The sequence below is a fragment of the Streptomyces sp. SP18BB07 genome, from assembly GCF_036322545.1.
GTDB classification, from domain to species: Bacteria; Actinomycetota; Actinomycetes; order Streptomycetales; family Streptomycetaceae; genus Streptomyces; species Streptomyces deccanensis.
The window spans coordinates 60,924-84,719 of record NZ_JAQYWT010000307.1 but is presented as its reverse complement, the minus strand read 5'-3'; the positions used below and the strand labels follow the sequence as shown (position 1 = coordinate 84,719).

17 protein-coding genes are annotated in these 23,796 nt (G+C 72.5%); 9 read left to right on the top strand and 8 right to left on the bottom strand.

Features of this window, described 5'->3' with window-relative positions; all coding sequences use genetic code 11:
* Positions 1–179: 179 nt before the first annotated feature.
* Complete coding sequence (locus PUR53_RS19835; RefSeq protein ID WP_329909104.1) at positions 180–1,103, bottom strand: cyclase family protein; 924 nt, start codon at positions 1,101–1,103, stop codon at positions 180–182.
* A 337-nt stretch (positions 1,104–1,440) separates the two neighbouring features.
* Here PUR53_RS19835 and PUR53_RS19830 point away from each other — a divergent pair, with 337 nt between their 5' ends.
* Positions 1,441–2,133 (top strand): carbon-nitrogen hydrolase family protein, encoded by a 693-nt coding sequence (locus tag PUR53_RS19830; protein WP_329897439.1) that lies wholly within the window; start codon positions 1,441–1,443, stop codon positions 2,131–2,133.
* A gap of 384 nt (positions 2,134–2,517) precedes the next feature.
* Here the strand turns inward: PUR53_RS19830 and PUR53_RS19825 are convergent, their stop codons facing one another.
* From PUR53_RS19825 to PUR53_RS19810, 4 genes are all read right to left on the bottom strand, one after another.
* Positions 2,518–3,033 (bottom strand): hypothetical protein, encoded by a 516-nt coding sequence (locus tag PUR53_RS19825; RefSeq protein WP_329897440.1) that lies wholly within the window; start codon positions 3,031–3,033, stop codon positions 2,518–2,520.
* 48 nt (positions 3,034–3,081) lie between these two features.
* On the bottom strand, positions 3,082–3,600 hold the full coding sequence (locus PUR53_RS48240) for a TetR/AcrR family transcriptional regulator (protein WP_443078116.1): 519 nt from the start codon (positions 3,598–3,600) through the stop codon (positions 3,082–3,084).
* 160 nt (positions 3,601–3,760) lie between these two features.
* Positions 3,761–4,291: a MarR family winged helix-turn-helix transcriptional regulator gene (locus PUR53_RS19815; RefSeq protein WP_329897441.1), complete on the bottom strand. Its 531-nt coding sequence runs from the start codon at positions 4,289–4,291 to the stop codon at positions 3,761–3,763.
* Between the two features lie 84 nt (positions 4,292–4,375).
* Positions 4,376–4,546, bottom strand: a complete 171-nt coding sequence (locus PUR53_RS19810) for a hypothetical protein (protein WP_329909103.1) — start codon at positions 4,544–4,546, stop codon at positions 4,376–4,378.
* Positions 4,547–5,182: 636 nt separating this feature from the next.
* Here PUR53_RS19810 and PUR53_RS19805 point away from each other — a divergent pair.
* Positions 5,183–8,302 (top strand): beta-N-acetylglucosaminidase domain-containing protein, encoded by a 3,120-nt coding sequence (locus PUR53_RS19805; RefSeq protein WP_329909102.1) that lies wholly within the window; start codon positions 5,183–5,185, stop codon positions 8,300–8,302.
* A 101-nt stretch (positions 8,303–8,403) separates the two neighbouring features.
* Here the strand turns inward: PUR53_RS19805 and PUR53_RS19800 are convergent, their stop codons facing one another.
* Entirely contained in the window at positions 8,404–9,192 is a 789-nt protein-coding gene (locus PUR53_RS19800; protein ID WP_329897443.1) for an SIS domain-containing protein, read from the bottom strand.
* A 170-nt stretch (positions 9,193–9,362) separates the two neighbouring features.
* Here PUR53_RS19800 and PUR53_RS19795 point away from each other — a divergent pair, with 170 nt between their 5' ends.
* From PUR53_RS19795 to PUR53_RS19770, 6 genes are all read left to right on the top strand, one after another.
* Complete coding sequence (locus PUR53_RS19795; RefSeq protein WP_329909101.1) at positions 9,363–10,247, top strand: MurR/RpiR family transcriptional regulator; 885 nt, start codon at positions 9,363–9,365, stop codon at positions 10,245–10,247.
* A gap of 131 nt (positions 10,248–10,378) precedes the next feature.
* On the top strand, positions 10,379–14,764 hold the full coding sequence (locus PUR53_RS19790) for an NEW3 domain-containing protein (protein WP_329909100.1): 4,386 nt from the start codon (positions 10,379–10,381) through the stop codon (positions 14,762–14,764).
* On the top strand, positions 14,761–15,441 hold the full coding sequence (locus PUR53_RS19785) for a peptidyl-prolyl cis-trans isomerase (protein ID WP_443080331.1): 681 nt from the start codon (positions 14,761–14,763) through the stop codon (positions 15,439–15,441). The genes PUR53_RS19790 and PUR53_RS19785 overlap by 4 nt, the downstream gene beginning before the upstream one ends.
* 187 nt (positions 15,442–15,628) lie before the next feature.
* Entirely contained in the window at positions 15,629–17,002 is a 1,374-nt protein-coding gene (locus PUR53_RS19780) for an extracellular solute-binding protein (protein ID WP_329897446.1), read from the top strand.
* A gap of 2 nt (positions 17,003–17,004) precedes the next feature.
* Positions 17,005–18,024: a carbohydrate ABC transporter permease gene (locus PUR53_RS19775; protein WP_329909099.1), complete on the top strand. Its 1,020-nt coding sequence runs from the start codon at positions 17,005–17,007 to the stop codon at positions 18,022–18,024.
* 68 nt (positions 18,025–18,092) lie between these two features.
* Positions 18,093–18,938, top strand: a complete 846-nt coding sequence (locus tag PUR53_RS19770) for a carbohydrate ABC transporter permease (RefSeq protein WP_086796709.1) — start codon at positions 18,093–18,095, stop codon at positions 18,936–18,938.
* Here PUR53_RS19770 and PUR53_RS19765 read toward each other — a convergent pair.
* Together PUR53_RS19765 and PUR53_RS19760 are read right to left on the bottom strand one after the other, a co-directional pair.
* Positions 18,928–21,204, bottom strand: coding sequence for a glycoside hydrolase family 3 N-terminal domain-containing protein (locus PUR53_RS19765; protein WP_443080330.1), 2,277 nt, complete (start codon positions 21,202–21,204; stop codon positions 18,928–18,930). The genes PUR53_RS19770 and PUR53_RS19765 overlap by 11 nt on opposite strands.
* Positions 21,205–21,436: 232 nt before the next feature.
* Complete coding sequence (locus PUR53_RS19760) at positions 21,437–22,486, bottom strand: BadF/BadG/BcrA/BcrD ATPase family protein (RefSeq protein WP_443080329.1); 1,050 nt, start codon at positions 22,484–22,486, stop codon at positions 21,437–21,439.
* A gap of 97 nt (positions 22,487–22,583) precedes the next feature.
* Between PUR53_RS19760 and PUR53_RS19755 the strand changes: the two genes are divergently transcribed.
* A complete protein-coding gene (locus PUR53_RS19755; RefSeq protein ID WP_443078120.1) occupies positions 22,584–23,783 on the top strand; it encodes a glycoside hydrolase 5 family protein in 1,200 nt (399 codons plus the stop codon).
* The last annotated feature ends 13 nt before the right edge of the window (positions 23,784–23,796 follow it).

The following is a 23,796-nucleotide window of genomic DNA, read 5'->3' as shown; positions in this document are numbered from 1 at the left end:
TACGGGCATCAGCAACATGAGTCACGGTTCAGGGGTGCCCTCACGCCCGGTAACCGCTCGGGGCGGGGCGGGACAGTGCGGCGGGGCGGTGCGGCGGGGACGAGGCGTGCCGATGCGGGCCGATGCGGCAGGGCCGAGGACGGGGGAAACGACGGTCCCGACGGCCGTTCGGACCGGCGTCACAGAACGGCGACCGGGTTGACGGGCGAACCGGTGCCGCCCGGGACGTTCAGCGGGGCGACGACGAGCAGGAACTCGTACCGCCCCGCCTCGGCGGTCGCGTCGGCGAGCGCCTCCAGGTCCAGGTTGTCCAGCAGCGGCACCCCCATCGCGGTCACGGCCAGGGCGTGCACCGGTGAGTGCACGCCCGCCACGGGCGACGGCCGCACATCGCTGTCCCCGTCCCCACCGAGCAGCGCGATACCCCGTTCGGCCAGCAGGGGTACGGCGTCCACGTGGAACCCCGCGCTCGCCGCACCGGGATCCCAGGCACCGAGTTCCTCGCGGCGGCGGACGTGTCCGGAGCGCAGCAGCACCGCGTCGCCCTCGCCGATCGTCACGCCGAGCGCCTCCTCCGCGGCACGGACGTCCCCGGCGCGGACCGCGTGTCCCGGCTCCAGCCAGGGGACGCCGAGCACGGTGGGGAGGTCCAGGAGGACCCCCCTCGTGACGAGGGGCCCGAGCGCCGCCACCGAGCCGAAGCGGGCGCCCGCGGCGCCGACGTTCTCGCGGGCCGGCCTGCCGTCGTAGAGCAGTCCCGCGTAGGCGATGTGGCTGAGGGCGTCGAGGTGGGTGACAGCTTTGCCGTGGTAGTCGGCGGCGATGAAGTCCTTGTGGGTCGTCGGCTCGGGGCCCTCCACGTCCCCGAGGTCGGTCATGTGGTGCAGGGCGGGCTTCTGGTTGTCCGGGCCCGACCGGGTGTTCCAGGGCAGTGCCATCGGGACGACCACGCCGGACCGCACCCCTCCCACGGCGCGCCGCACATGGTCCTCGGTCACCCGGTTCCACGCGCCACGGTCGGCCTGGCCCCAGCGCCCCCAGGTACGGACCGCTTCGAAGAGTGCGTCGAACTCCTCACGGGAGACGGCGGGTTGCGCGCTCATACGCCCTCTACGTCCTCGCTGTTCGGGTCGAGTCGGGTCCAGTCGGGTCCAGTCGGGTGGGCATCGGGTCGACACCAAGTCAAGAACGATCGAGACCGGGCCGGGAGAGCGGGAGCACCGCGCCCCGTAAGCACCCTATGACCGTTTCGCACACTGGGACGATCGGGCTGCGCGACTGAGGGCAGGAGGGGGCCCTCGGTACTGGTGGGCTCTCGTATTCAACTGTCGCGTATCGGTCCACCGGCAGCCTCGAACAGTGACTTCGGGTGACGAGGCCGGGGAGCACTGTGTGGCCGCTCTGTAGGGTGCTCGTGGGATGCGACGAGGGGAGTTCGGGGTGAAGCATCCGTTGAGCATTGCGGTAGCGCAGCCGAGGTGCACGGCTTACGACGTGAGGGCCAACGCGGTGGCTCATGCGGAGGCCGTTCGGGCGGCCGACGCGCGAGTGGTGGTCTTCCCCGAGATGTCGCTGACGGGATACGAGCTGGACGCCGTTCCCGTCGTTCCGGACGATGAACGGCTGGCTCCGATCGTCGCCGCATGCGCGGACACGGGGGCGCTTGCCTTGGTCGGCGCGCCTGTGCCGGGTCCGCGCATCGGCATCCTGGCTGTGGGGGGAGACGGTGCGCGCGTGGCCTATGGGAAGGTGCACCTCCATGGCAGCGAGGCCGCCCGCTTTGTGCCGGGGGAGCCCGCCGTGATCGAGGTGGACGGGTGGCGGCTGGGGCTCGCCGTCTGCCGCGACACGGGTATCCCTGAGCATGCCGCGAAGACGGCCGCGCTGGGGATCGACGGGTATGTGGCCGGGGTTGTCCACGCGGATCACGAGGCTGAGGTCCACGGCGAGCGCGCCCGCCGGGTCGCAGCCGACCACGGTGTGTGGGTCGTCACGGCGGCCTTCGCGGGTCCGACCGGTGGCGGGTTTGCCCGCACGTCCGGCCGTTCGGGCATCTGGTCCGCCGACGGGGAACTGGTCGCGGAGGCCGGCGCCGCCCCCGATGAGATCGCGAGGGCTGTTTTCATCAAGTGAGTCCGGGGCAGAGCAGGGGAGCCTCGATGGACAGATGGCAGAGGGCTCTCATGTCCAACCATCGTGTGCTGTCGGTGCTGTTGATCGTGGAAGCGATTGAGAAGTGCGGACAGGTGGTCGGGGCGGAAGGGCTGGCCCGCCCGCGGCCGGGGAGAGCCAGGGTGATGCCTGGTTGGTTGCGGTGTTCATGTTGTCGCGGTCGGCGATGTAGTCCAGCAGCAGGGAAGCCGCCGGCTCGGGGACGGGTGAGGCCGGTTCCCCGAGACGGAGAAGTGCTGCTTCTCCGTCGTGCACGACCGAGAAGTACTGCTTCTCCGTCGTGCACGACGTCGTCGACGGTGAGCCGGACGATCCGGGTGAGCAGCTGGGCGTAGAGAAACACGATCATGCCGGCGACACGGAGGTTCTTTGGCGTGTCCGGTGGGTCAGCAGGCGGCCGAGGGCGTCCAGGCGCTCGTCTTCGCTCAGAGTGGCTAGTCGGGTGGCGATCTGCTCTGCGGCGAAGCGGCGGATGCTGGGTGTGATGTGGCCCCGGTCGGCTCGCGCCGGCAGCCGGGGAAGGACCCGCCGGCTCGCGAAGAGCCTGATCGTCTTCGCGTGTTCGGGATCGGTGATATCGGCCAGATGACCGGGCAGCCAGCGCTGGAAGGAGCAGACGTACTTGCCGACGGCGGGCAGGACCCCGCTGGCCATCAGGAGTTCTTCCAGGTGAGCGGCTGACCGCCAGGGCTGGAGCTCGTGGAACGCGTCGTGGGGCAGCGGGACCTGCCCGAGGCCGAGCCGCCGCAGTCGCTCTGAGGCGTTCCCCGGCTGATCGCGGCGCAGGGCGCCAGCCAGGCCAGCCGTCGTACGGGCGTGGGGAGGCGGCCTGGTCGCCTCCGCCGACAGCGTCCGGTTCACGGTCCCCGTGCAGACCCTGTAGCCGCAGGCCTGCGCGACCAAAAGCGGTCAGGTCCTGGAGTCACCATCTACGTCTCCGGCACTACCGCATCGCGGCTGAACACTTGATGACGGGCGTTCAGGGGGCGGGAGCCGACCGGGCCGAGCTGTGCGGTTGTCGGACTCGCTCCTGTTCAGGGGCCGAAAGCTCTGAGAGTCGCGTCGACAAGTGAGTCGGCGTGTGCGGCGGTCAGCGGACACCGACTGCCCGTCCGCATCCTCGCTCAGAGCCAGAAGGGCGGCGAAGGCGACCGCGCTCTTCGACGGCCACCGCCGATAGATCGTCTGCTTGCCGACGCCGGCACGGGCAGCGATGGCTTCGACCGTGACCGTCTCGTACGCCTTCTCTGCGACCAGGGCGCGGGTGGCCGCGAGGATTGCCTGCCGGGACCGTTCCTTGCGCCAGGAGTGGTCCGGCCCACGAGGCCGCCTTGGCGGGCGGCGACCGCGTCGTGGCTGCCGCCCGCAACGTCGACCCTCTGGAGGAACCGACCGAGGAGTACCCCGACTGCCTGGTCCCGCTTGCATTGGCCAGATGCCGAAGTCGCGCCAAGCGGTGCGGAGTACTGGACTGGAAGCCGAGGCGGGCGCCGGCGTCACGGGTCGTGGCGCCGTTGGCGACACCCACTCGGCGCCACGACGACGCCAAGTGACCAGCCGCCCCACGGCCGGGGCGGCGGTCAGCGGGTCAGATGGCTCGGTCCATCCCGGTGTCCCAGCCGAGCGGATACGGCTCCGCGTCGTCCGCCGCCGGGGCCGCCGGTTCCCCGCCCGCCGCGTTGAACGCGGTCAACGCGTCCACGAGCGCCGCCCGTTGCCTCGGGGCGAGACGCTCGACGACCGTGGCGAGTTCGGCGCGCCGCCGGGCCATGACCTCCTCGACCGCGCGCCGGCCCTCGTCGGTGAGCCGGAGCAGGGTCTCACGGCGGTTGTCGGGGTTGGTCTGCCGGTCGGCGAGCCCGACGGCGATCAGCCGGTCGACCATGCGCATCGCGGTGGACGGGGCGACCTGGAGCTGATCGGCGAGGACGACGAGCTTCGTGGCGCCCCGCACGGACAGCACCACCAGCATCCGGAACTGCGGCAGCGTCACCCGTTCCTCGACGGCGGCGAGCGACCGTGCGGAGATCGCGACCAACAGCCGTGACGCGGTGAGCACCGCACGCGTCACCTCGTCGACGTCGTCGACGCCACCTGCCGGGCCCTCGCGTTCAGTCATGGTCCCTTTTTATCCCGCCCCACTGTGCGGACCGTCGGCGGATCCGCACAGATTTTCCCTCCTCATGACCGAGCCGGCCCGCCTTCATGACACATGCACGAAGGGACCCCCGAAGGCGATCAGCGCGGCGGATCCCTCCGTCGGAAGGCCCGCCCTGAGGACGCGAGCGGACTCGTCCCAGTCGAGCGCCGTGGGCTCTCCCGCCTCGAACAGCACGCGGGGCCGACCCTCGACGTGCGGCAGCGCCAACGTCACCGTCTCGGGCGCCCCCTCGCGCCGCCACAGTGCCTAGCAGGGTCGTGCCGTCCTCGGCGGTCAGCGCGAGGGCGAGCCGTCCGTCGCGCCAGCCCGGCAGACCGAGGGGCCAGTGGGGGCGGGCGGTCGGCGGGAGGTGGCGGTACGTCTTGTAGGTAGAGAGTGAGGGAGGAAACGTATTCCAACGTCATCGCGGAATCGCCCGCGTTCTCGACATGGGCCTCGGCGTGCAGCACGGGTATGCCTTCGCGCAGCCGGTACACGGCGGTCGCGCGCAGCCCTGTGACCCCGTCCGCCATCCGTGAGGCGCAGCGTGCGCACCCCGTCGACGTGCGCCTCCTCGCGCCCGTGCAGCGAGCCGTTCCCACCGCTCGGCCTCCCGGTCGGGATCCGGCAGGCCGGGCGCCTCTCCCACGGCCGGCAGCCACGCGGGGCCGGCCGGGTCGAGGGACAGGGGGAGCGACAACTCGTCGCTGCCCCAGCGCAGGTGGGTGACGGTCATGGTGGGCTCCAGCGTCCGAGCGGTAGGCGGTAAACGTTCTTCAGGAGATCCAGTAAACGTTTACTGTACCTCGAAGCAGCACAAGGAGCATCCGCGCTATTGAATGCTTGATTCAGCACCTCTAACCTCTTTCGATGGCTTCAATCACCTCCTTCCTTCCACGCTCCCGGCGTCTCCCCTGGGCGCTGTTGCTGGCCCTGAGCCTGAGCCTCCCCTCATTCCCGTCCTCCGCCTCCGCCACCGCCACCGCCGCGCCCTCCGCCCCGAAGACCCCGTCGGTGCCCGAGGTGTGGCCGACGCCCCGGCAGATCGAGGGCGACGGGCGCCGGATCACCGTTCCCGACCAGGTGGTGGAGGTCGTGGGGCCCGACACCGACCCCTCCGCGCGCGAGGTCGTCGAGGCCGCGTTGCGGGCCGCCGGGGCCGACCGGATCGTCACCGTGCCGGCCGGGAAGCGTCCGCCGGCCGCCGGACTCACCGTCTACGTCGGCGGCCCCGACGAGAACCCGGCGACCGAGGGGGCGTTGCGGCGCCTCGGCGCCGGGTCCCCGGCCGGGCTGCCCGCCGAGGGGTACGTGCTGGCCTCCGGCCGCGGTTCCGGCCGTGCCCTGCTCGCGCTCTCCGGCGCCGACACCACCGGCACGTTCTACGCCGCCCAGACCCTCCGCCAACTCCTCATCGGCAGACAGCTGCCCGAGGTGACCGTCCGCGACTGGCCCACGGCCGCGCTGCGCGGTGTCGTCGAGGGCTTCTACGGCACCCCGTGGTCCCACGCCGAACGGCTGAGCCAACTCGACTTCTACGGACGCACCAAGCAGAACGTGTACGTGTACTCCCCCAAGGACGACCCGTATCTGCGGGAGCGGTGGCGCGACGAGTACCCGGCCGCCCGGCTCGCGCAGGTGCGTGAACTCGTCGAGCGGGCCGCCGCCAACCACGTCCGCTTCACCTACGCCCTCTCCCCCGGACTGTCGGTCTGCTACTCCTCGGACGGTGACATCAGCGCGCTGGTGCGCAAGTTCGCCTCGCTGTACGACATCGGGGTGCGCTCCTTCGCGATCCCGCTGGACGACATCAGCTACACCAAGTGGAACTGCGCGGCGGACGAGGACCGTTTCGGCAGCGGGGGCGGGGCCGCCGGCACCGCTCAGGCGCAACTGCTGAACCGGGTGTGGGAGGAGTTCTCCGCCGGTCGCCCCGGGCTCGATCCGCTGGAGATGGTCCCCACCGAGTACTCCGACCTCGCGGACACCCCGTACAAGAAGGCGCTGCGCGAGCGGTTGGACCCGGACGTGGTCGTGGAGTGGACCGGGGTCGGGGTGATCGCCCCGACGATCACCGCCGCGCAGCTGCGCCAGGCCCGTGAGGTGTACGGGCATCCGATACTGGTCTGGGACAACTACCCGGTCAACGACTACGTCACCAGCCGTCTCCTGCTCGGCCCCTACACGGGTCGGGAGGCCCGTGTGGCGCGTGAGTCCGTCGGTGTGACCGCCAATCCGATGGTCCAGGCCGAGGCGAGCAAGCTCGCGCTGTTCACGTCGGCGGCCTATCTGTGGAACGCGGACGCGTACGACCCCCGGGCGGCCTTCCTCGCCGCCGTCCGGGATCTGGCGGGGCCGGGTGCCGCGAAATGGCTGCGGATCTTCGCGGAGAACAGCTACTCGTCCCAGCTCGACACCACCGAGTCCCCGACCCTCGGCAAGCTCATCGCCGCGTTCCGCACGGCCTACGAGGAGGACAGCGGCCTCGACCGAGCGTCCGCCGCGCTCCGGTCGTACTTCACCGACATGGCCGCCACCCCCGCCGAGCTGCGGGCCCGCCTCGCCAACCCCGGGTTCCTGAAGGAGACTTCGCCCTGGCTGGACAAGACCGGCGCGTACGGCACCGCCGGGCTGACCGCCGTCGACCTGCTGCTGGCCGGCAGACGGGGTGACGCGGACGCGGTGTCGACGTACTGGAACCGGCTGCGGAGCGAGCGCAAGAGGCTGGACGCGATACCGCAGCAGGTGTCGCCGGGGGTGATGGACCAGTTCCTGTACCAGGCGATGCTGCGGCACGCGCCCGATCCCGGCGTCGACGCCTCCTTCGCCCCGGGTTCGCTCTCCTTGCGGCCCGGGGCGTCCGAGACGGTGAGGCTCCGCTTCTCCAGCGCGACGGACCGGACGGTCGGCTGGAAGCTCGACGTGCCGGACGGTGTCACCGCCTCGCCCGCCGAGGGGACCGTGTCCGTCACCGCCGGGGGCGATGCGTCCGCCGAGGTCACCCTGACCGGTGTCTCCGAGGGCGTGCATTCCGTGGTGGTGTCCGGGGCGGGCGTCCTCGACCGGGCGCTGCCGGTGCGGGTCACCGACGGGGACGGCACGCCCAGGGCGCTGACGGCCAACTTCAGTGGGGCGTCGGTGAGTTCGATCGATCTGTCCTCCGGCAGAAGCACGCAGATCGCCGTGGGCGCCAACCCGGGTGAGGTGGTGACGAGCGCCGACGGACGTACCGCCTACGCCGCGAACCAGGGCTCGAACTCGGTGAGCGTCATCGACGTGGCGAGCGGCGAGGTCACCGCCACGGTCGCGGTGGGCCGGGTCCCCGCCGGGCTCGCGCTGACGCCGGACGGCGGCACGCTGTGGGTCGCCAACTACACGGACGGCACGGTGCAGCCGGTGGACACGGGCACGCTCGAGGCAGGCGCGACGGTCGCTGTCGGGGCGGGGCCGGAGAACATGGCGATCACCCCGGACGGGCGGACGCTGTACGTGGCGAACATCCACGACAACACCGTCTCGCCGGTCGACCTGGGCACCCGGAGGGCCGGGGCGGCGATCCCGGTCGGGCCCCGTCCGTTCAACGTGGTCGCCGCGCCGGACGGGAAGACGGTGTACGTGTCCAACTCCGGTGGGTCGACGGTGACTCCGATCGACACCGCGAGCAATGACACCGGGCCGACGCTGCTCGTGTCGGGCCAGGCGTACGGGCTCGGACTGTCACCGGACGGGCGGACGCTGTGGGTGAGCCCCAGTACCGGCGACTACGTCACGCCCGTGGACACCGTGACCGGTGCGCCCGGCGAACAGATCACCGTCGGCAGGTCCGCGTTCGACGTCGGCCTGGACTGGGACGGCGGCACGGCGTACGTGACCACGGCCGACGGGAACAGGCTGGTGCCGGTCGACACCGCCACCGGCACCGCCGGGACGCCGTTGACCACCGGCGCCTATCCGCTGGCGGTCGCGCTGACGCCCGTGCCGGTGCGGTAGCGCTCCGCTGGGGGCGGGGGGCTTCAACCGCGGGCCCGGTGGGGGCTTTTGTCGCGCAGTTCCCCGCTCCCCTCACGGGGCGCGGGGGGGCAGCCTGGTGGTCAGCTGGCGGTGCGTCGGATGCGGCCGGCGTACCGCTTCTCCAGGTCCAGGTTGCCCTCGAAGCCGCCGGGCACGTTGGCGGAGACGTAGACCGGGGGGCGGTCGCCGGAGGCGAGGAGTTGGGCGGTGGCCTCGGCGACGGTCATCTGGACGAGCATGACGCCGGTGAGGGTGGACAGGGCACAGACGGCGCCGCCGCCCGGCAGCTCCAGCAGCGCGTCGCCGCGTGGGGCCGCGTTGTCGAGGACGACGTCGGCGAGGTCAGCGAGCTTCTTGCCGCTGGGGTGGGTGGCCGGGACGGAACGGGTGTGGGCGAGGGAGGTGAGGGCGAGCAGGCGGTGGCCGCGTTCCTTGGCGTGCAGGGCCATCTCGACGATGACGTTGTTGACACCGGAGTTGGAGACGACGACGAAGAGGTCCTGGGGGCGGGGGTCGGCCAGTTCGTAGAGGCGGACCGCTATGCCGGGCTCGCGTTCGAGCAGCGGGTCGTCGAGGCCGCTGGGGTGGTCGCCGCCGAAGAGGACGAGGTCGGCCATCTGGATCCGGTTGGTGGGCACGAAGCCGCCGGCGCGGCCCGCGAGTTCCAGGACCATGGCCTGGGAGTGGCCGGTGCCGAAGGCCTGGACGACGCCGTCCGCGCGGACGCAGTCGGCGATCAGCTCGGCGGCGGCGGTCACGTCGGCGCGCGCGGACTCGGTGAGACGGTGCAGGACGGCCAGGCCCTCGCGCGCGAAGCGGTCGGCGCTCACCGGCTCGGTCACGGACTCGTTGGCGGACTCGACGGACACCTGAGACTCCCCACTGGTGGATTGAACCACCCCGTACACACCTATCAGTGAATCACTGAATCACAGGCCCGGCATCGAGGGCAATGGCGCAGTTCACCCCCGAGTGGGGCCAGCCAGCTCGGTCCTGGTATTCACCCACTGCACCAACGGGTGGCTGATACCTTCTCCCCATGCCCTCGACCGATGTCACCACCCTGATCCGCACCGAGCTGCCCCGGCTGGCCGGCTCCCTGCGGAAGGTCGGCGAGCTGATCCTGGAGGATCCGGCCGCCGTCACCCACTGCTCGGCCGCGGAGCTGGGCCGGCGCACCGGCACCTCCCAGGCCACCGTGACCCGGTTCTGCCGGGCCATCGGCCTCGACTCCTATCAGCACCTGCTGATCGAGCTGGCCCAGGAGCGGGGCCGGGGCGAGTCCTCCGAGTGGGGCAACACCGAGATCGGGCCGGACATCTCCCCCGACGACAGTCTGGAGCGGGTCGTCCAGGTCGTCGGCACCGCCGATCTGCGGGCCATCCAGCAGACCATCGACCGGATCGACCTGGACTCCGTGGAGCGCGCGGCGCAGGCCGTGGCCCGCGCGCGGCGCACGGACGTGTACGGCGTCGGCGGCAGCGGCGCGGTCGCGCAGGAGACGGAGACCCGGCTGTTCCGCATCGGCTGCGCGGTGCGCGGCTGGACCGAGGTGCACGCGGCGACCACCTCGGCGGCCCTGCTCACCCCGGCGGACGTGGCGATCGGCATCTCCCACTCCGGCGCCACCCGGGAGGTGCTCGAGCCGTTCGAGCTGGCCAAGGAGCGCGGCGCCACCACCGTCGCCCTGACCGCAGACCCCCGATCGCCGCTGGCCCGTGCCGCCGACATCCGGCTGATCTCCTCCTCGTCGGAGACCAGCTTCCGCACTGGCAGCATCGGTGCACGGCACTCCGTGCTGATGCTCATCGACTGCCTCTACGTCCGCGTCGGCCAGCTCTCCTACCAGCGGGCGAGCGCCTCCCTGGCACTGACCGACCACATCGCGGGGGCGCACGCGGTGAAGTCCCGGCGCGGCCGCTGACCGGCCGGGGGCACAGTCGCCCCCCGGCGAAGGACCTGTATGGATGAATCAACCAATATTCCGACGCATGGTTGATTGAACCATCCCTCGCTGCCAGGATGGGGCTCCCCCAGAGCACTCGTAGGAGCCCCATGCGCGTCATCTCTGTCGAGTCGACCGAGCTCTTCGTCGGGACGGAGGACCAGCCGCACCAGGTGGTCGCCGTGGACATCGAGCACGACTCGGGCCGAACGGTCCGGCTGAGCGTGGAGGGCCCCGGCGTCCGTGCCGTCGGGCAGACCGTCGTCACCGTCGGCGAGGGCGGCACCGCGCGCGCCGAGATACCCGTGTCCACGGACGGACTCGTCCCCGGCGACCACCGGGAGATCACCGTCACGGCCGCCGACGGGGAGCTGGTGGCCAGGCGCACCGCCGCCCTCACGGTTGCCGAGCCCGGCTGGACCATGTTCATGGTCAGCCACTTCCACTACGACCCCGTCTGGTGGAACACCCAGGCCGCCTACACCGAGACCTGGGACGTCGCCGACGACCCGGCGCGCACGGGCCTGCCCGCGCGGACCTTCGACTCACGCGGCCAGTCCGGCATGAGTCTCGTCCGCGCCCACTGCGATCTGGCCCGGCGCGATCCGGCGTACACCTTCGTGCTCGCCGAGGTCGACTACCTCAAGCCCTACTGGGACGCCTTCCCCGAGGAGCGGGCCTTCCTGCGGCAGCTGATCCGCACCGGCCGCGTCGAGATCATGGGCGGCACCTACAACGAGCCCAACACCAACCTCACCGGCGCCGAGGCGACCGTACGGAACGCGCTGTACGGCGACGGTTTCCAGCGCGGGATCATGGGGGCAGCGCCGGAGACCGCCTGGCAGCTGGACGCCTTCGGGCACGACCCGCAGTTCCCCGGGCTGATGGCGGACGCGGGGGTCACGTCGAGCTCGTGGGCGCGCGGCCCCTTCCACCAGTGGGGGCCGACCCTGTCGGTGTTCGGGGAGGAGCCGCGCGATCCGCGACGGATGCAGTTCCCGGCGGAGTTCAGCTGGATCGCCCCCTCCGGACGCGGCCTGCTGACCGCGTACATGGTCAACCACTACGGCGCCGGCTGGGCCATCGACAACGCGCCCACGCTCCCCGAGGCGGAGGCCGCCGCGCTCAAGCTCTTCCGAGGGCTGAAGAAGGTCGCGCTCACCCGGAACGTCCTGCTGCCGGTCGGCGGCGACTACGCCCCGCCGTGCCGCTGGGTGATGGGCATCCACCGCGACTGGAACGAGCGGTACGTCTGGCCCCGGTTCGTCAGCGGCATCCCCCGCGACTTCTTCGCCGCCGTCCGCGCCGAGCTGGAGCGGGAAGGGCGCACGGCCTCCCCGCAGACCCGGGACATGAACCCGGTCTACACCGGCAAGGACGTCTCCTACATCGACACCAAGCAGGCCCAGCGGTACGGCGAGACGCTGCTCGCCGACGCCGAGGCCTGGGCGACGCTCGCCTCTCTCACCACCGGCCACCCCTATCCGGACGCCGCCCTGGACAAGGCCTGGCGGCAGCTGATCTACGGCGCGCACCACGACGCCATCACCGGCTCCGAGTCGGACCAGGTGTACATCGATCTGCTCACCGGCTGGCGGGAGTTGTACGACCTGGCGGAGGAGGTGCACGCCGACGCCACCCAGGCGCTCGCCGACCGGGTCGCGCCGCTGCCGGGCGACGGACCGGACCTGGTCGTCTTCAACTCCGCGACGTGGCGGCGCGGGGACGTGCTGACCGTCGCCGACCCCGGCCGCGTCCCGCTCGACCACACCGGGCTGCCGCTGCCCGCCGTGTCCGAGGACGGCGAACTGAGCGTCGTCGTGCCGGAGGTGCCCGGCATGGGCCTCACGGCGCTCCCGCTGGCGGACGGTTCGGTGCCCGGCTGGACGGCCGGCGAGGGGACGACCATCCGCAACGAGTTCTACGAGGTGACCGTCGACCCCGCGCGAGGCGGCGGAGTGAGCGGTCTGCGCGCACTCACCGGAGCCGGGGGCGGCCGGGAGCTGCTGCGGCCCGGGGACATCGGCAACGAGCTGGTGGTGCAGGAGGAGTACCCGAGGCACCCGCGCTTCGGCGAGGGCCCCTGGCACCTCACCCCGACCGGCACCACGGCCGCCCGCAGCCGGGACGTCACGGCTGACATCGATGTCGAGCACTCGCCGGCCGGCTCCCGCATCACCGTCCGCGCCGACCTGGGCCTCTTCCGGTACACCCAGCGGCTCACCCTGTGGGCGGGTGTGGACCGGCTGGACGTGACGACGACGGTCGACGGCTACGACGGCGCCGACCGGCTGATCCGGGTGCGCTGGCCCTCGGACGTGCGCGGCGGGCTGCCGGTGCACGAGGTCGCGGACGCGGTCGTGGGACGGGGGTTCGGCTTCGTGGAGGTGGACAGCGAGCAGTTCCCGTGGACGCTCGACAACCCGGCCAACACCTGGTTCGGGCTCGGCTCCACGGCCCGCGTCGCCGTCCACGACGACACCGGCGCCCTGCTCGGCCACCGCTCGATCGGCGTCGCCGAACTGGTCTTCGACGACTGGGACACCGCCGGCGAACTGGGCACCCCGCTGGCCGCCGCCCTGGTCCGCACCGGCGTCACGGCCACCTCGACGATCGCGGACGGTCCCCGCTACGGAGATCTGGAGGTCGACTCCAACCTGCCCGACATCCGGATCGCCGTCGGCGGCCCCGAACGCAACGCCATGGTCGCCGAGGCCCTCGGCTGGGACCCGGCGGCTGCCCGGGAACTGCGCCGCCAACTCGCCGAGGACGGTCTGGCGACGGTGTGGGTGGCACCCCGCGCCTCCCTGCGCGAGGAGTGGGTGCCCGGCGCCGATCTGCGCGACCTGGAGCGGCTGCCGCTGCTCGTGGTGGCGGGCGCCCGCCCCGAGGACGACGCGAAAGCCGTCGACGCGCTGATCGCCGACCTGGACGACGCGACCGTACGGGCCGTCGCGGCGGGGGGCGGCGAGGCGTTGCCGCCGGGCGACGCGTGGGACGGGCGGGGCTTCGCGATCCTGAACCGGGGCACTCCGGGCTGCGTCGTCACCTCCTCCGGCGACCTCCACATGTCGCTGATGCGCTCCTGCACCGGCTGGCCCTCCGGCATCTGGGTCGACCCGCCCCGCCGCACGGCGCCCGACGGCTCCGGTTTCCAGCTCCAGCGCTGGTCGCACACCTTCGCGTACGCGGTCGTCGCGGGCGAGGGCGACTGGCGCGACCTGGGCTGGCCGCGCGCGGGGCACGCCTTCAACCATCCGCTCACAGGCCGGTTGCGAACGCCCGAGCATCCCCTCACGGCCCGGCTGCGGGAGCCCGCCGGGACCGGGGCCGGCCTGCCGAGGACCGCGACCCTGCTGGCGCTGGAGCCCGAGGGCCGGGTGGTGCTGGACGCCCTCAAGCCGGCCGGATCGCCGCTGGCCCGGGGCGGCACCGTCCCCGTGGACCCGGCGCGCGAGGTCGTCGTACGGGCGCACGAGGTGGACGGGCGGCCGGTGCGGGCGCGGGTGACGGGGCCGTCGGCATGGGCCAGCGGCCGTCGGGCGGACGTCCTGGAGCGGGCCGGTGAGGCTCTGGCCCCCGGCGCGGACGGGGCGTTGGAGCTGGACCTCACGGGGTTCGAGGTGGCGACCGTGCTGGCCTCGCCGGTCGCCGCCGCGCCCGTACGGTCCGCCGGGCCCGCCGCCGACGCCTCGGCGGACGGGAGCGCCGCCGCGGAGCCCTCGCCGACGTGCGGGCTCCCCGAGGAGGGCGCCGGTGTCGCCGCGCACGAACCCGCTCAGCCGGTGCACACCCGGTACTGGCTGCACAACTCCGGTCCGGCGCCCCGGGGGAACATGCCCGTGGCCGTCTACCTCTCGCCGACGGCGCTCACCGCCGACGGGCCGGTCACGGCGACGGTCCGGATCTCCTCCGAGCTGACCGATGCGCCGGTCTCGGGCACGGTCGCCCTGGAGGTGCCGCCCGGCTGGAGCGCCGAGCCCGCCGAACTGCCGTACGCGCTGGGCGCGGGTGGCTTCTCGCTCACCGAGGTCACGGTGACGCCCCCGCCGGACCCGGTTCCCGGCCGTTACACGCTCGCCGCGCGGCTGACCCACGGCGGGCAGACGTTCGAGGACGTGGTCGCCCTGGACGTGCCCGGCGCGGCGGTGGAGGGCGAGCCGGACGGGCGGACCGGGCCGAGTCTGGTGATGGAGCTGGGCGTCGACCGGGTCGAGGTGCGCCGGGGCGAACGGGTGCGGGTGCCGGTGCGCCTCCGGAACACGACCCGGGGGCCGGTGGGCGGAGCGCTGTGGGCCGTGTCGTCGTGGGGGACCTGGGCGGGCGTCGCACCGGGCCTCCAGGGTTTCTCCCTGGCCGCCGGGGAGAGCGCCGAGAGCACGATCGAGGTCGACGGCTCGGCGGTGCCCCCGGGGTCGTACTGGCTGATGGCGAAGGCCGGGTGGCACGGCTGCGTGGCCTACACGGAGGCGGTCGTCCTGGAGGTGGGACCGTGAACGGACGGACGGCACACGGCGACCAGGCAGACGGCCACCCGGCACACTTCCACGCCGCGCACGCCGCGTTCGTCGGTGGTGAGCCCGTCGTGCGGGAGCGGGTGGACGCCGTGCTGGCGGTCGTGCCCGCGCGGGATCGGGAGGCCCGGCCGGAGGGGCGGGCGCGGGCGGAGCGGCAGCGGAGACGGTGGGCGACGCAGGTGGTCGTCGCCGACGAGCTGGCCCGGCGGGCGTGCGCCGCGCGCGGGCTGGCGCCGCCGCCCGACGAGGCGCCGGACCACCCGCTCGCGGTGTCCGGGACCGAGGTCGCCGACCTGGGCAGCATCATCGCGGTGGCGCTCGCCCACTCCCCCGCCGCGCGCACCCTGCTGGCCGCGCTGGAGGGCGAGCAGCGGGTGCCGGAGGAGGCCGTACGGGCCTACTACGACCGCAATCCGGACCGTTTCCTCACCCCGGAGGCCCTGCGGCGCGGCGTCGACCCGTACGGCGGGGCGGTGGAGGGCGACTTCGTGCCGTACGACGAGGTCCACGCCGACGTCGCGGCGGAGTTGCGGCGGGCCCTGGGCCGGCAGGCCTTCTTCGACTGGCTGGACCGGGCGCGGGCCGATGTGGAGTACGCGCCGGGTCACGAGCACCCCGGCGACCCCTCGCACCCCGACCACGAGCACCGGCACTGACGCGCGGCCCGCGCGTTGGGTCGCGCGGACCGGCAAACGACTCGGAACCGAAAAGCAACACGGCCAGGCATTGACCTCCGATGAATTCTGGTCCACCTTTTCATCAATCGAAGTCCAAGTTGGTGATTTGAACCAGCTGCTCGATCCGGCTGCTCGATCCGGCAGCTGACTGATCGCAGGAGGCGACATGCGCGCGAGAAGACTGACCGGATGTGTGGTGGGTGTCATCGCCCTCACCCTGACCGCCGCGGGCTGCGGCCTGTCGGGCGGCGGTTCCGACAGCGGGGACGCCACCGCCGGCGGCTGCAAGGTCGACAAGGGCAACGTCGGCTCCGGCAAGCTCACCGGCGACGTCAAGGGCACGATCACCTTCCAGACGACCAATCTGAAGAAAGACTTCGGCGGCTACTTCAACGGCGTCATCAAGGCCTTCGAGCAGGCCCACCCGGACACCACCGTGAAGTGGGTCGACGACCCGGGCGACGCCACGTTCACCCAGCGCCTGGTCGCGGACGCGCAGGGCTGCACACTGCCGGACGTGGTGAACATCAACGTCAACACGGCGATCGCGCTCACCAAGAACGGCTATCTGCTCGACCTGGACAAGAAGGCCCCGGACGCCGGCGAGCCGTTCGTGCCCAACCTGTGGAAGTCGAGCAGGTACGCCGACTCCACCGGCGCCGAGGTGCACAGCGTGCTCCCCTGGTACTCCGGCGGCATCGTGCAGACCTTCAACACCGAGCTGATGAAGGAGGCCGGCCTCGATCCCGCCAAACCTCCGACGACCGTGCTCGGTCTGTTCGAGGACGCGCAGAAGATAGCCGAGGTCTCCGACGGCAAGTACTACGCCTTCCTCGCCAACCCGCAGCTGCGCATCCCGGCCGACTGGCAGCAGATGGACATCAAGATCCTCTCCTCCGACGGCAAGAAGTTCACCTTCGCCGACGACCCGAAGACCGCGCAGTGGGTCGAGGCGATGACGAAGCTCTACAAGGCCGGCGGCATGCCGAGGGACTCGCTCTCCTCCACCCAGGACCCGGCCAACGTCTACGGCCAGGGCAAGCTGGTCTACGGCCCGACGAACCCCAACTTCCTGCGCTTCATCCAGCAGAACAACCCGAGCGTCTACAAGAAGACGGGTGTCGCCCGCTTCATGCTGGACGACCTCGGCCACACCGTCGGCGCCCCGCAGTACATCGGCGTCGCGTCCACCAGCAAGAACGCGGCGACCGCGCTGTCCTTCGCGCAGTTCCTGACCAACGCGAAGAACCAGCTGGAGTGGGCGAAGGACCCGAACGTCGTCATCTTCCCCTCCACCACGGCCTCCCTGGACGATCCGTTCTTCCAGTCGGTCAAGGGCGACGACCCGTTCGCCGAGGCCCGCAAGATCGTCGCGAGCGACCGCAAGACCTCCACGGCCGACGAGATCGCCCTGACCCCCGGTGAGCTGAACGCCATCACGGCCCAGATCCAGCTGGCCATGCAGGGCAAGAAGAGCGCCCAGGACGCCCTGGACGAGGCCCAGAAAAAGGCCAACGAGCTGATCGAGCAGGGCAGCTGAGTATGACCACCCTCTCTCCCCCCACCAAGGGACCGGGGGTCGCGGTCTCCTCCCGCGACCCCCGCCCCGGGGAACCGACCGGCCGGCGCCGCCTGTTGCGGGCCCTCAAGCCGGGCCCGTCCGCCGACGCGGGCGGCGCCGCGCTGTACCGCCGCTGGTGGCTGCCGTGGCTGTGGATGTCCCCGGCGATCATCGGCATCACCGTCTTCGGGCTGTACCCGTTCCTGAACACGCTGCTGCTGTCGTTCACCGACGCCAAACCGCTCGGCGGCGCCGCCTCGTTCGTGGGCCTGGACAACTACACCCGGATGCTGGGCGACTCCGACTTCTGGCTCGCCACCCGCAACAGCGTGCTGTACGCGGTGATCGTGGTCCCGCTGATGGTGCTGCTGCCGCTGATGCTGGCCGTGCTGGTGGAGAAGAACCTGCCGGGCATCGGCTTCTTCCGCTCCGCCTTCTACACGCCCGTCCTCGCCTCCAGCGTGGTCGTGGGGCTCAGCTGGCAGTGGCTGCTCAGCGACCAGGGCCTGGTCAACACCTGGCTGCAGAAGGCCCACATCATCCGGTCGGCGATCCCGTTCCTCTCCGACTCGTGGCTGATCCTGCTGTGCGCGATGGGGCTCACCCTGTGGAAGGGCCTCGGCTGGTACATGATCTTCTACCTGGCCGCGCTGGGGAACGTGCCCAAGGAACTGCACGAGGCCGCCGCCGTGGACGGCGCCGGCGCGGTCCGCCGCTTCTGGCACGTCACCGTGCCGGGCGTGCGCACCTCGATGATGCTGGTCGGCACCCTCACCGGTATCGGCTCGCTGCGCGTGTTCACGGAGATCTACATGCTCGGTGGCGCGACCGGCGGCCCCGGCGGCGCCGACCGCACCCTCCCCTTCTACATCCGGGACGTCGCCCTCGACCCGCTCACCGGGAACGCCGGCTACGGCTCGGCGGTCAGCGTCGCCCTCTTCGTACTCACCCTGGGCCTCACGCTGCTCGCACAGCGACTGACGAAGGAGGACGAGTCGTGACCACCGCCGTGAAGGAGCCGCGGACGGCCACGGCCACAGCCGCGGCCCCGGCCGGGAGGCGGCGCCTGATGCCGCGCTGGCGGGACTACGGCCGCCCCCGCGAACTCGTCGTCCGGTACCTGCTGTTGCTGTTCGTGCTCGGTATCACCGTCGGCCCGCTGCTGTGGCAGTTGCTGTCGTCGCTGAAGGGCGTCGGCGAGGACGTGTTCGGCGAGAACGCCTCCCTCTTCCCCCACGACCCGACGCTGCGCGCCTACCGCGAGGTGTTCGCGCAGGTCCCGGTCTGGACGTACATCCGCAACAGCCTCGTGGTCGTGGCGCTCTCCGTCACCAGCCAGTTGGTCTTCTCCACGCTCGCCGGCTACATGCTCTCCAAGCCGAGCTGGAAGGGCCGCAAGCTGGTCTGGGTGCTGCTGATGGCGTCCATGATGTTCCCCTTCGAGTCGATCATGGTGTCGCTGTTCCTGAGCGTCCGTGACCTCGGTCTGGTCGACAGCCTGGTGGGGGTCTGGCTGCCCGGCTTCGTCGCCGCCATCAACGTCCTGATCATGCGGGCCGCGTTCCTCGCCGTGCCGCGCGAGGTCGAGGACGCGGCGATGCTGGACGGGGCGGGCGAGTGGAAGCGGTTCCGGTACCTCTACCTGCCGTCCGCGTGGGGCGCGATCCTCGTCGTCACCATCAACACCTTCATCAGCGCCTGGGACGACTTCCTGTGGCCGCTGATCGTGCTGCGCACCGAGGACCACTTCACCCTCACGCTCGGCCTGTCCCGTCTCACGTCGTCCTCCTTCGGCTACGACCAGCGGATGGTGATGGCGGGCTCGGTGATCTCCGTGATCCCGGTACTGGTGCTGTTCGTGATCACCCAGCGGTGGTTCTACAAGGGCGTCTCCTCCGGGGCCGTCAAGCTCTGAGTCCACCACGACCTCTGAGGTCCACCACGACGGGTACGACGTCCAGCGCCTCCCGCGCGGACCGCGCGACCCGCAGCTCCATTGTGTCGGTCCCGGCGGGCACGTCGAACGCCAGGCGGACCGTACGGCGCTCGCCCGGCGCCAGGCCCACACCCTCGAACGCGCACAGTTCGAGGGTGCGCGGCCAACTGCGGGTGATGAGCCTGCGGAGGTACACCTGCACGACCGAACGCCCGTACCGTTCCCCGGTGTTGGTGACGTCCACCTCGACGGTGCGCCCCGAGACCCGGGGCGCACCGTGGTCGAAGGTCGTGTACGACAGCCCGTGCCCGAAGGAGTACGCCGGCTCGGCGCCCTCGTCGACGTACCCGCCGTACTCGGTGTCCTTGTGGTTGTAGTGGACGGGAAGCTGGGCGGCTGAGCGGGGGACGGAGACCGGGAGCCGGCCGAGGGGCTCGGCAAGTCCGAGGAGCACCTCGGCGACGGCCTCGCCGCCCCAAGGGCCCGGGTACCAAGCGGTGAGCAGTGCCGCGGCCGGGGTGTCGGGCACCACGTGCGGGCGGCCCTGCATCAGGACGACCGCGGTGGGCGTGCCCGTCGCCACGACGGCGTCCAGCAGGGCCTCCTGCGCCGTGCCGAGCCGTAGTCCCGCGAGGTCCACGCCCTCGCCGCAGGTCATCTCCGACACCACCGTCCGCGCGGCGCCGTTGGCGTCGAACTCCGTGTCGGGGGTACGGGCGCTGCTGCCGCCCAGCACGAGCACGGCCAGGTCGGCCACGGCGGCCTCGGCGATCGCGGCCGGGACGCCGGTGAGGTCGGCGCCGGTGAGGGCCGCGCCCTCGGCGTGACGGACGTCCGTACCGGGCGGGGCGAGGCGGCGCAGGGCGTCGAGAACGCTCGTGCCGGTGCCGGGGCGCTGCGGCGCGGTGTAGTCGCCGAGGTGGTGGCCGGTGGTGGCGGCGTGCGGGCCCAGCACGGCGATCCGGCGTACCGAGGCGCCGACGGGCAGCGTGTCGGCCGGGTTGCGCAGGAGGGTGACGCAGGCACGGGCGAGGTCGGTGCTGTGAGCGCGTCCGGTGTCCACCGGGATCGACGCGCGGCGGGTGTAGGGGTTCTCGAACAGACCGAGGCGGAACTTCAGGCGCAGTACGCGGGCGACGGCGGTGTCGAGCGCGGCCTCGGCGACCAGGCCGCGCTCGACGGCCTCCTCCAGGTGCGTGAAGCCCTCGTCCCAGAGGCTGAGGTCGACGCCTGCGTCCAGGGCCAGGGCACCGGCGGAGACCTTGTCGCCGGTGACGCGGGCGAGGCGGTCGACGGCGAGTCCGTCGGCCATGACCAGGCCGTCGAAGCCCCACTGTTCGCGGAGCAGCCCGGTGAGCAGGGCGCGGTTGCCGGAGCAGGGCATGCCGTCGACCTCGTTGTAGGCGGCCATCACGGCAGCGGCGCCCGCGCGGACTCCGGCACGGGCGGCCGGAAGGTGGATCTCGTGCAGTTCACGGAGGCCGAGCTCGGACTCGGCGGAGTTCCGGCCGCCGACGGTGGCACCCTGACCGGCGAAGTGCTTGAGGACGACGGGGGCGCGGTCGGGGGCGAAGTGGTCTCCGGGGCCGCCCTGCATGCCCCGGACGAGCGCCTCCGTCAGGCGGGCCGCGAGGTACGGGTCCTCGGTGAAGCACTCCTCGGTGCGGCCCCAGCGCGGGTCCCTGGCGATGTCGAGGGCGGAGACGAGGGCCACATGGCCGCCGCGGGCGCGGAGTTCGGCGGCGGCGTGCGCGGCGGCCCGCTCGTAGAGGTCGGGGTCCCAGGTGGCGCCGACGGCCAGGTTGACGGGCAGGACCGTGCCGTCGAGGGCCATGTGGCCGTGCGGGACCTCCTCGACGAAGAGGGCGGGGATCCCGAGCCGGCTGCGCTCCAGGACGTGGCGCTGGACCAGGTCGGCGAGATCGGCGCTGTCCTCGGCACCTGGCCCGTCGCCGTGGCCGACGCCGGACCAGGCGTCGGCCCGCATCAGACCATAGAGCGCGCCGAGCCCCGCAAAGCGTTCGGTCTCGGCGGCCAGGGCCTCGGTGAGTTCGAAGTCCCCGGCGGAGGTACGGCGGTAGGCGTCCCAGCCGTACATCCGCTGGTTGAGCTGCCCGACCTTCTCGCGCCGGGTCATACGGGAGAGGAGATCGGCGACCCTCACGTCGACGGGGACGGCGGGGTCGCGGTACGGCGGCTGCGCGGGGGCGACGGCCGGGGCGACCGGTCGGTCTTGAGGAGGCAAGGGGCGTCCTTGTCTGCGAGGGCGGAGCGGCGCGGGGGAGGTGAGCGGCGGAGGGAGGGGTGAGGCCTGGTGGGAGGGAGCGGCCGGAGAGGGCTGAGGGGCTGGAGTGAGGGGGCGCCGGGCGAGGTGAGCGGCCGCGGGAGGGGGCTGAGCGGGGGGAGTTGTGCGGTGGGGGGAGTTGTGCGGTCGGTGGGAGTGGGTCGCCGCCGTCCGGTCAGTCGCCGCCGTCCGGTCAGTCGCCGGGGCCGTGGGCCAGGCGGGCCAGGGCGACTGCGCCCGGGGAGCCGTCCGCGACCGGGGTGAGGGTGAGTCCGAGGGGGGCGAGGCGTTCGGTCAGCGGGGGCAGCAGGGGGCCTTCGGGGGCGAGCAGGCCGCCGGTGGCCACGAGGGGTTCGCCCGGCCGGGGTGCCAGGGCGGCGACGGTCCCGGCCAGCCGGCGCGCGGCCTCCTGGAGGATCTCCACCGCCACGGCGTCCTTCTCCTCGGACGTCCGGACCACCACGGGCGCGTGATCGGCGAGACGGACGGGCGGCCGGTCCATGACGGCGGGCAGCACCCCGGCCCGGTAGGCGGTACGCCGCTCGGCACTCCACACGACGGCACCGTCCGCCCCGTAGCCCTCCGGCGGCAACACCTCCTCCGGCAGCCCCAGGTCCCGGCCGACGGCGCGGACGAGCGCGGTGGGCACACCGCGACCGTCGGCCGCGCGCAGGGCGGCCCGTACGGCCGCGCGGCCGATCCAGAAGCCGCCGCCGTCGTCCCCGAGGAGCCAGCCGTCGCCGCCCGAGGTCGCGGTCGGCACCCGCCCGGCGATCCGGGCCGCGACCGCGCCGGTACCGGCCACCAGGACCAGCCCGTCGGCGGGATGGCCGGGGGCCGCGGCGAACGTCGTCTCGATGTCGCTGTGGACACCGACCGACGCGGCGGTGACGCCGAGCCGGGCGAGCGCGGCCGACAGGGCGGCCCGGGCCCGCAGCCGGCCGGGCTCGTCGGCACCCTGGGCCTGGTGGCCGGCCCCCGCGAACCCGCCGGCCACGGCCACCACCCGTCCGCGCAGTTCCTCCGGCACGGCCCGGGCGACGGCCTCGGCGAGGTGGTCGGCGAGCAACGGTCCGGGCACGGTCAGCGAATTGCCGGGCCCCGCCGTGCCCTCGCCCCGGACCGGCCCGCCGCCGAGCTCCGCCAGGACGGCACGCGTGCGGGTGCCGCCCGCGTCGATACCGAGCACGTAGGCGGGGGTGGCCGTGGCACCCGGAGAAGCTTGGTTCAAATCACTATTCATTGTCGTCCATGGTGGTTGATACATTCGCCGGAGACAAGGTCCATCTCTTGAGGAGGACGCCATCAGCACGCCACCCGCGCCCGCGCTCCGCTTCGGAGTGAACTACACCCCACGCAGGGGTTGGTTCCACGCCTGGCACGACTTCGACCCCGGGCTCGCGCGCGAGGACCTGGCCCAGATCGCCGGGCTGGGCCTGGACCACGTCCGGGTCTTCCACCTGTGGCCCCTGCTCCAGCCGAACCGCACCCTCGTCCGGTCCTCGGCCGTGGACCAGCTCGTGCGGCTGGTGGACCTGGCGGGCGAGTGCGGCCTCGACGTCCTCGTGGACGGCGTCCAGGGCCATCTGTCGAGCTTCGACTTCTACCCCGAGTGGACCCGTAGCTGGCACCACCGCAACGTCTTCACCGACCCCGAGGCGATCGAGGCCCAGGCCCTGCTGCTGCGCACGCTCGGCCGCGCCCTCTCCGGCCACCCCCGCCTCATCGGCCTCCAGCTCGGCAACGAGCTCAACAACCTGGTCGAGCACAACCCGGTCACCGTGGCCGAGGTCGACCACTACCTCGACACCCTGCTGGGCGCCGCGCGGGACGGGCTCGGCGAGGCCGGGGGCCTGGTCACCCACTCGGCGTACGACGCCGCCTGGTACGGCGACGACCACCCGTTCACCCCGGAGGCCTCGGCCCGCAAGGGCGACCTCACCACGGTCCACCCCTGGGTCTTCTCCGCGGACTGCGCCCGCCGCTACGGCCCGCGCTCACCCGAGGTGCAGCGCCTCGCGGAATACGGCACGGAGCTGGCCGTCGCCTACGCCACCGACCCGGGCCGCCCGGTCTGGGTCCAGGAGACCGGTGCTCCCGAGCCGCACATCCCGGCGGCCGACGCCCCCGACTTCGCCCGCGCGACCCTGCTGAACGCGGCGGGCTGCGCCCACCTGTGGGGCGTCACATGGTGGTGCTCCCACGACGTCGACCGCGCCTTCGCCGACTTCCCCGAACTGGAGTACACGCTCGGCCTGTTCGACTCCACGGGCCGCGCCAAGCCCATCGCGGACGCCCTCTCCACGACGGTCGCCGAGCTGCGCACCGCCACCGCCCGGCCCGCTCCCCGTACGACCGCCCTGGTCCTGGACTGCACCCGGTCCACCCGCTCGGTGTCCGGCCCGGGAGGCACCTTCTTCGACGCGTGGATGCGCCTGCGGCAGGAGGGCGCCCGCCCGGCGGTGGTCCTGGCGGAGCACGCGGAGGACACGACCTACCTCGCGGCGCGGGGGATCACGGAGGTGATCGAAGGGAAGTGAGGGGGCGCGGGCA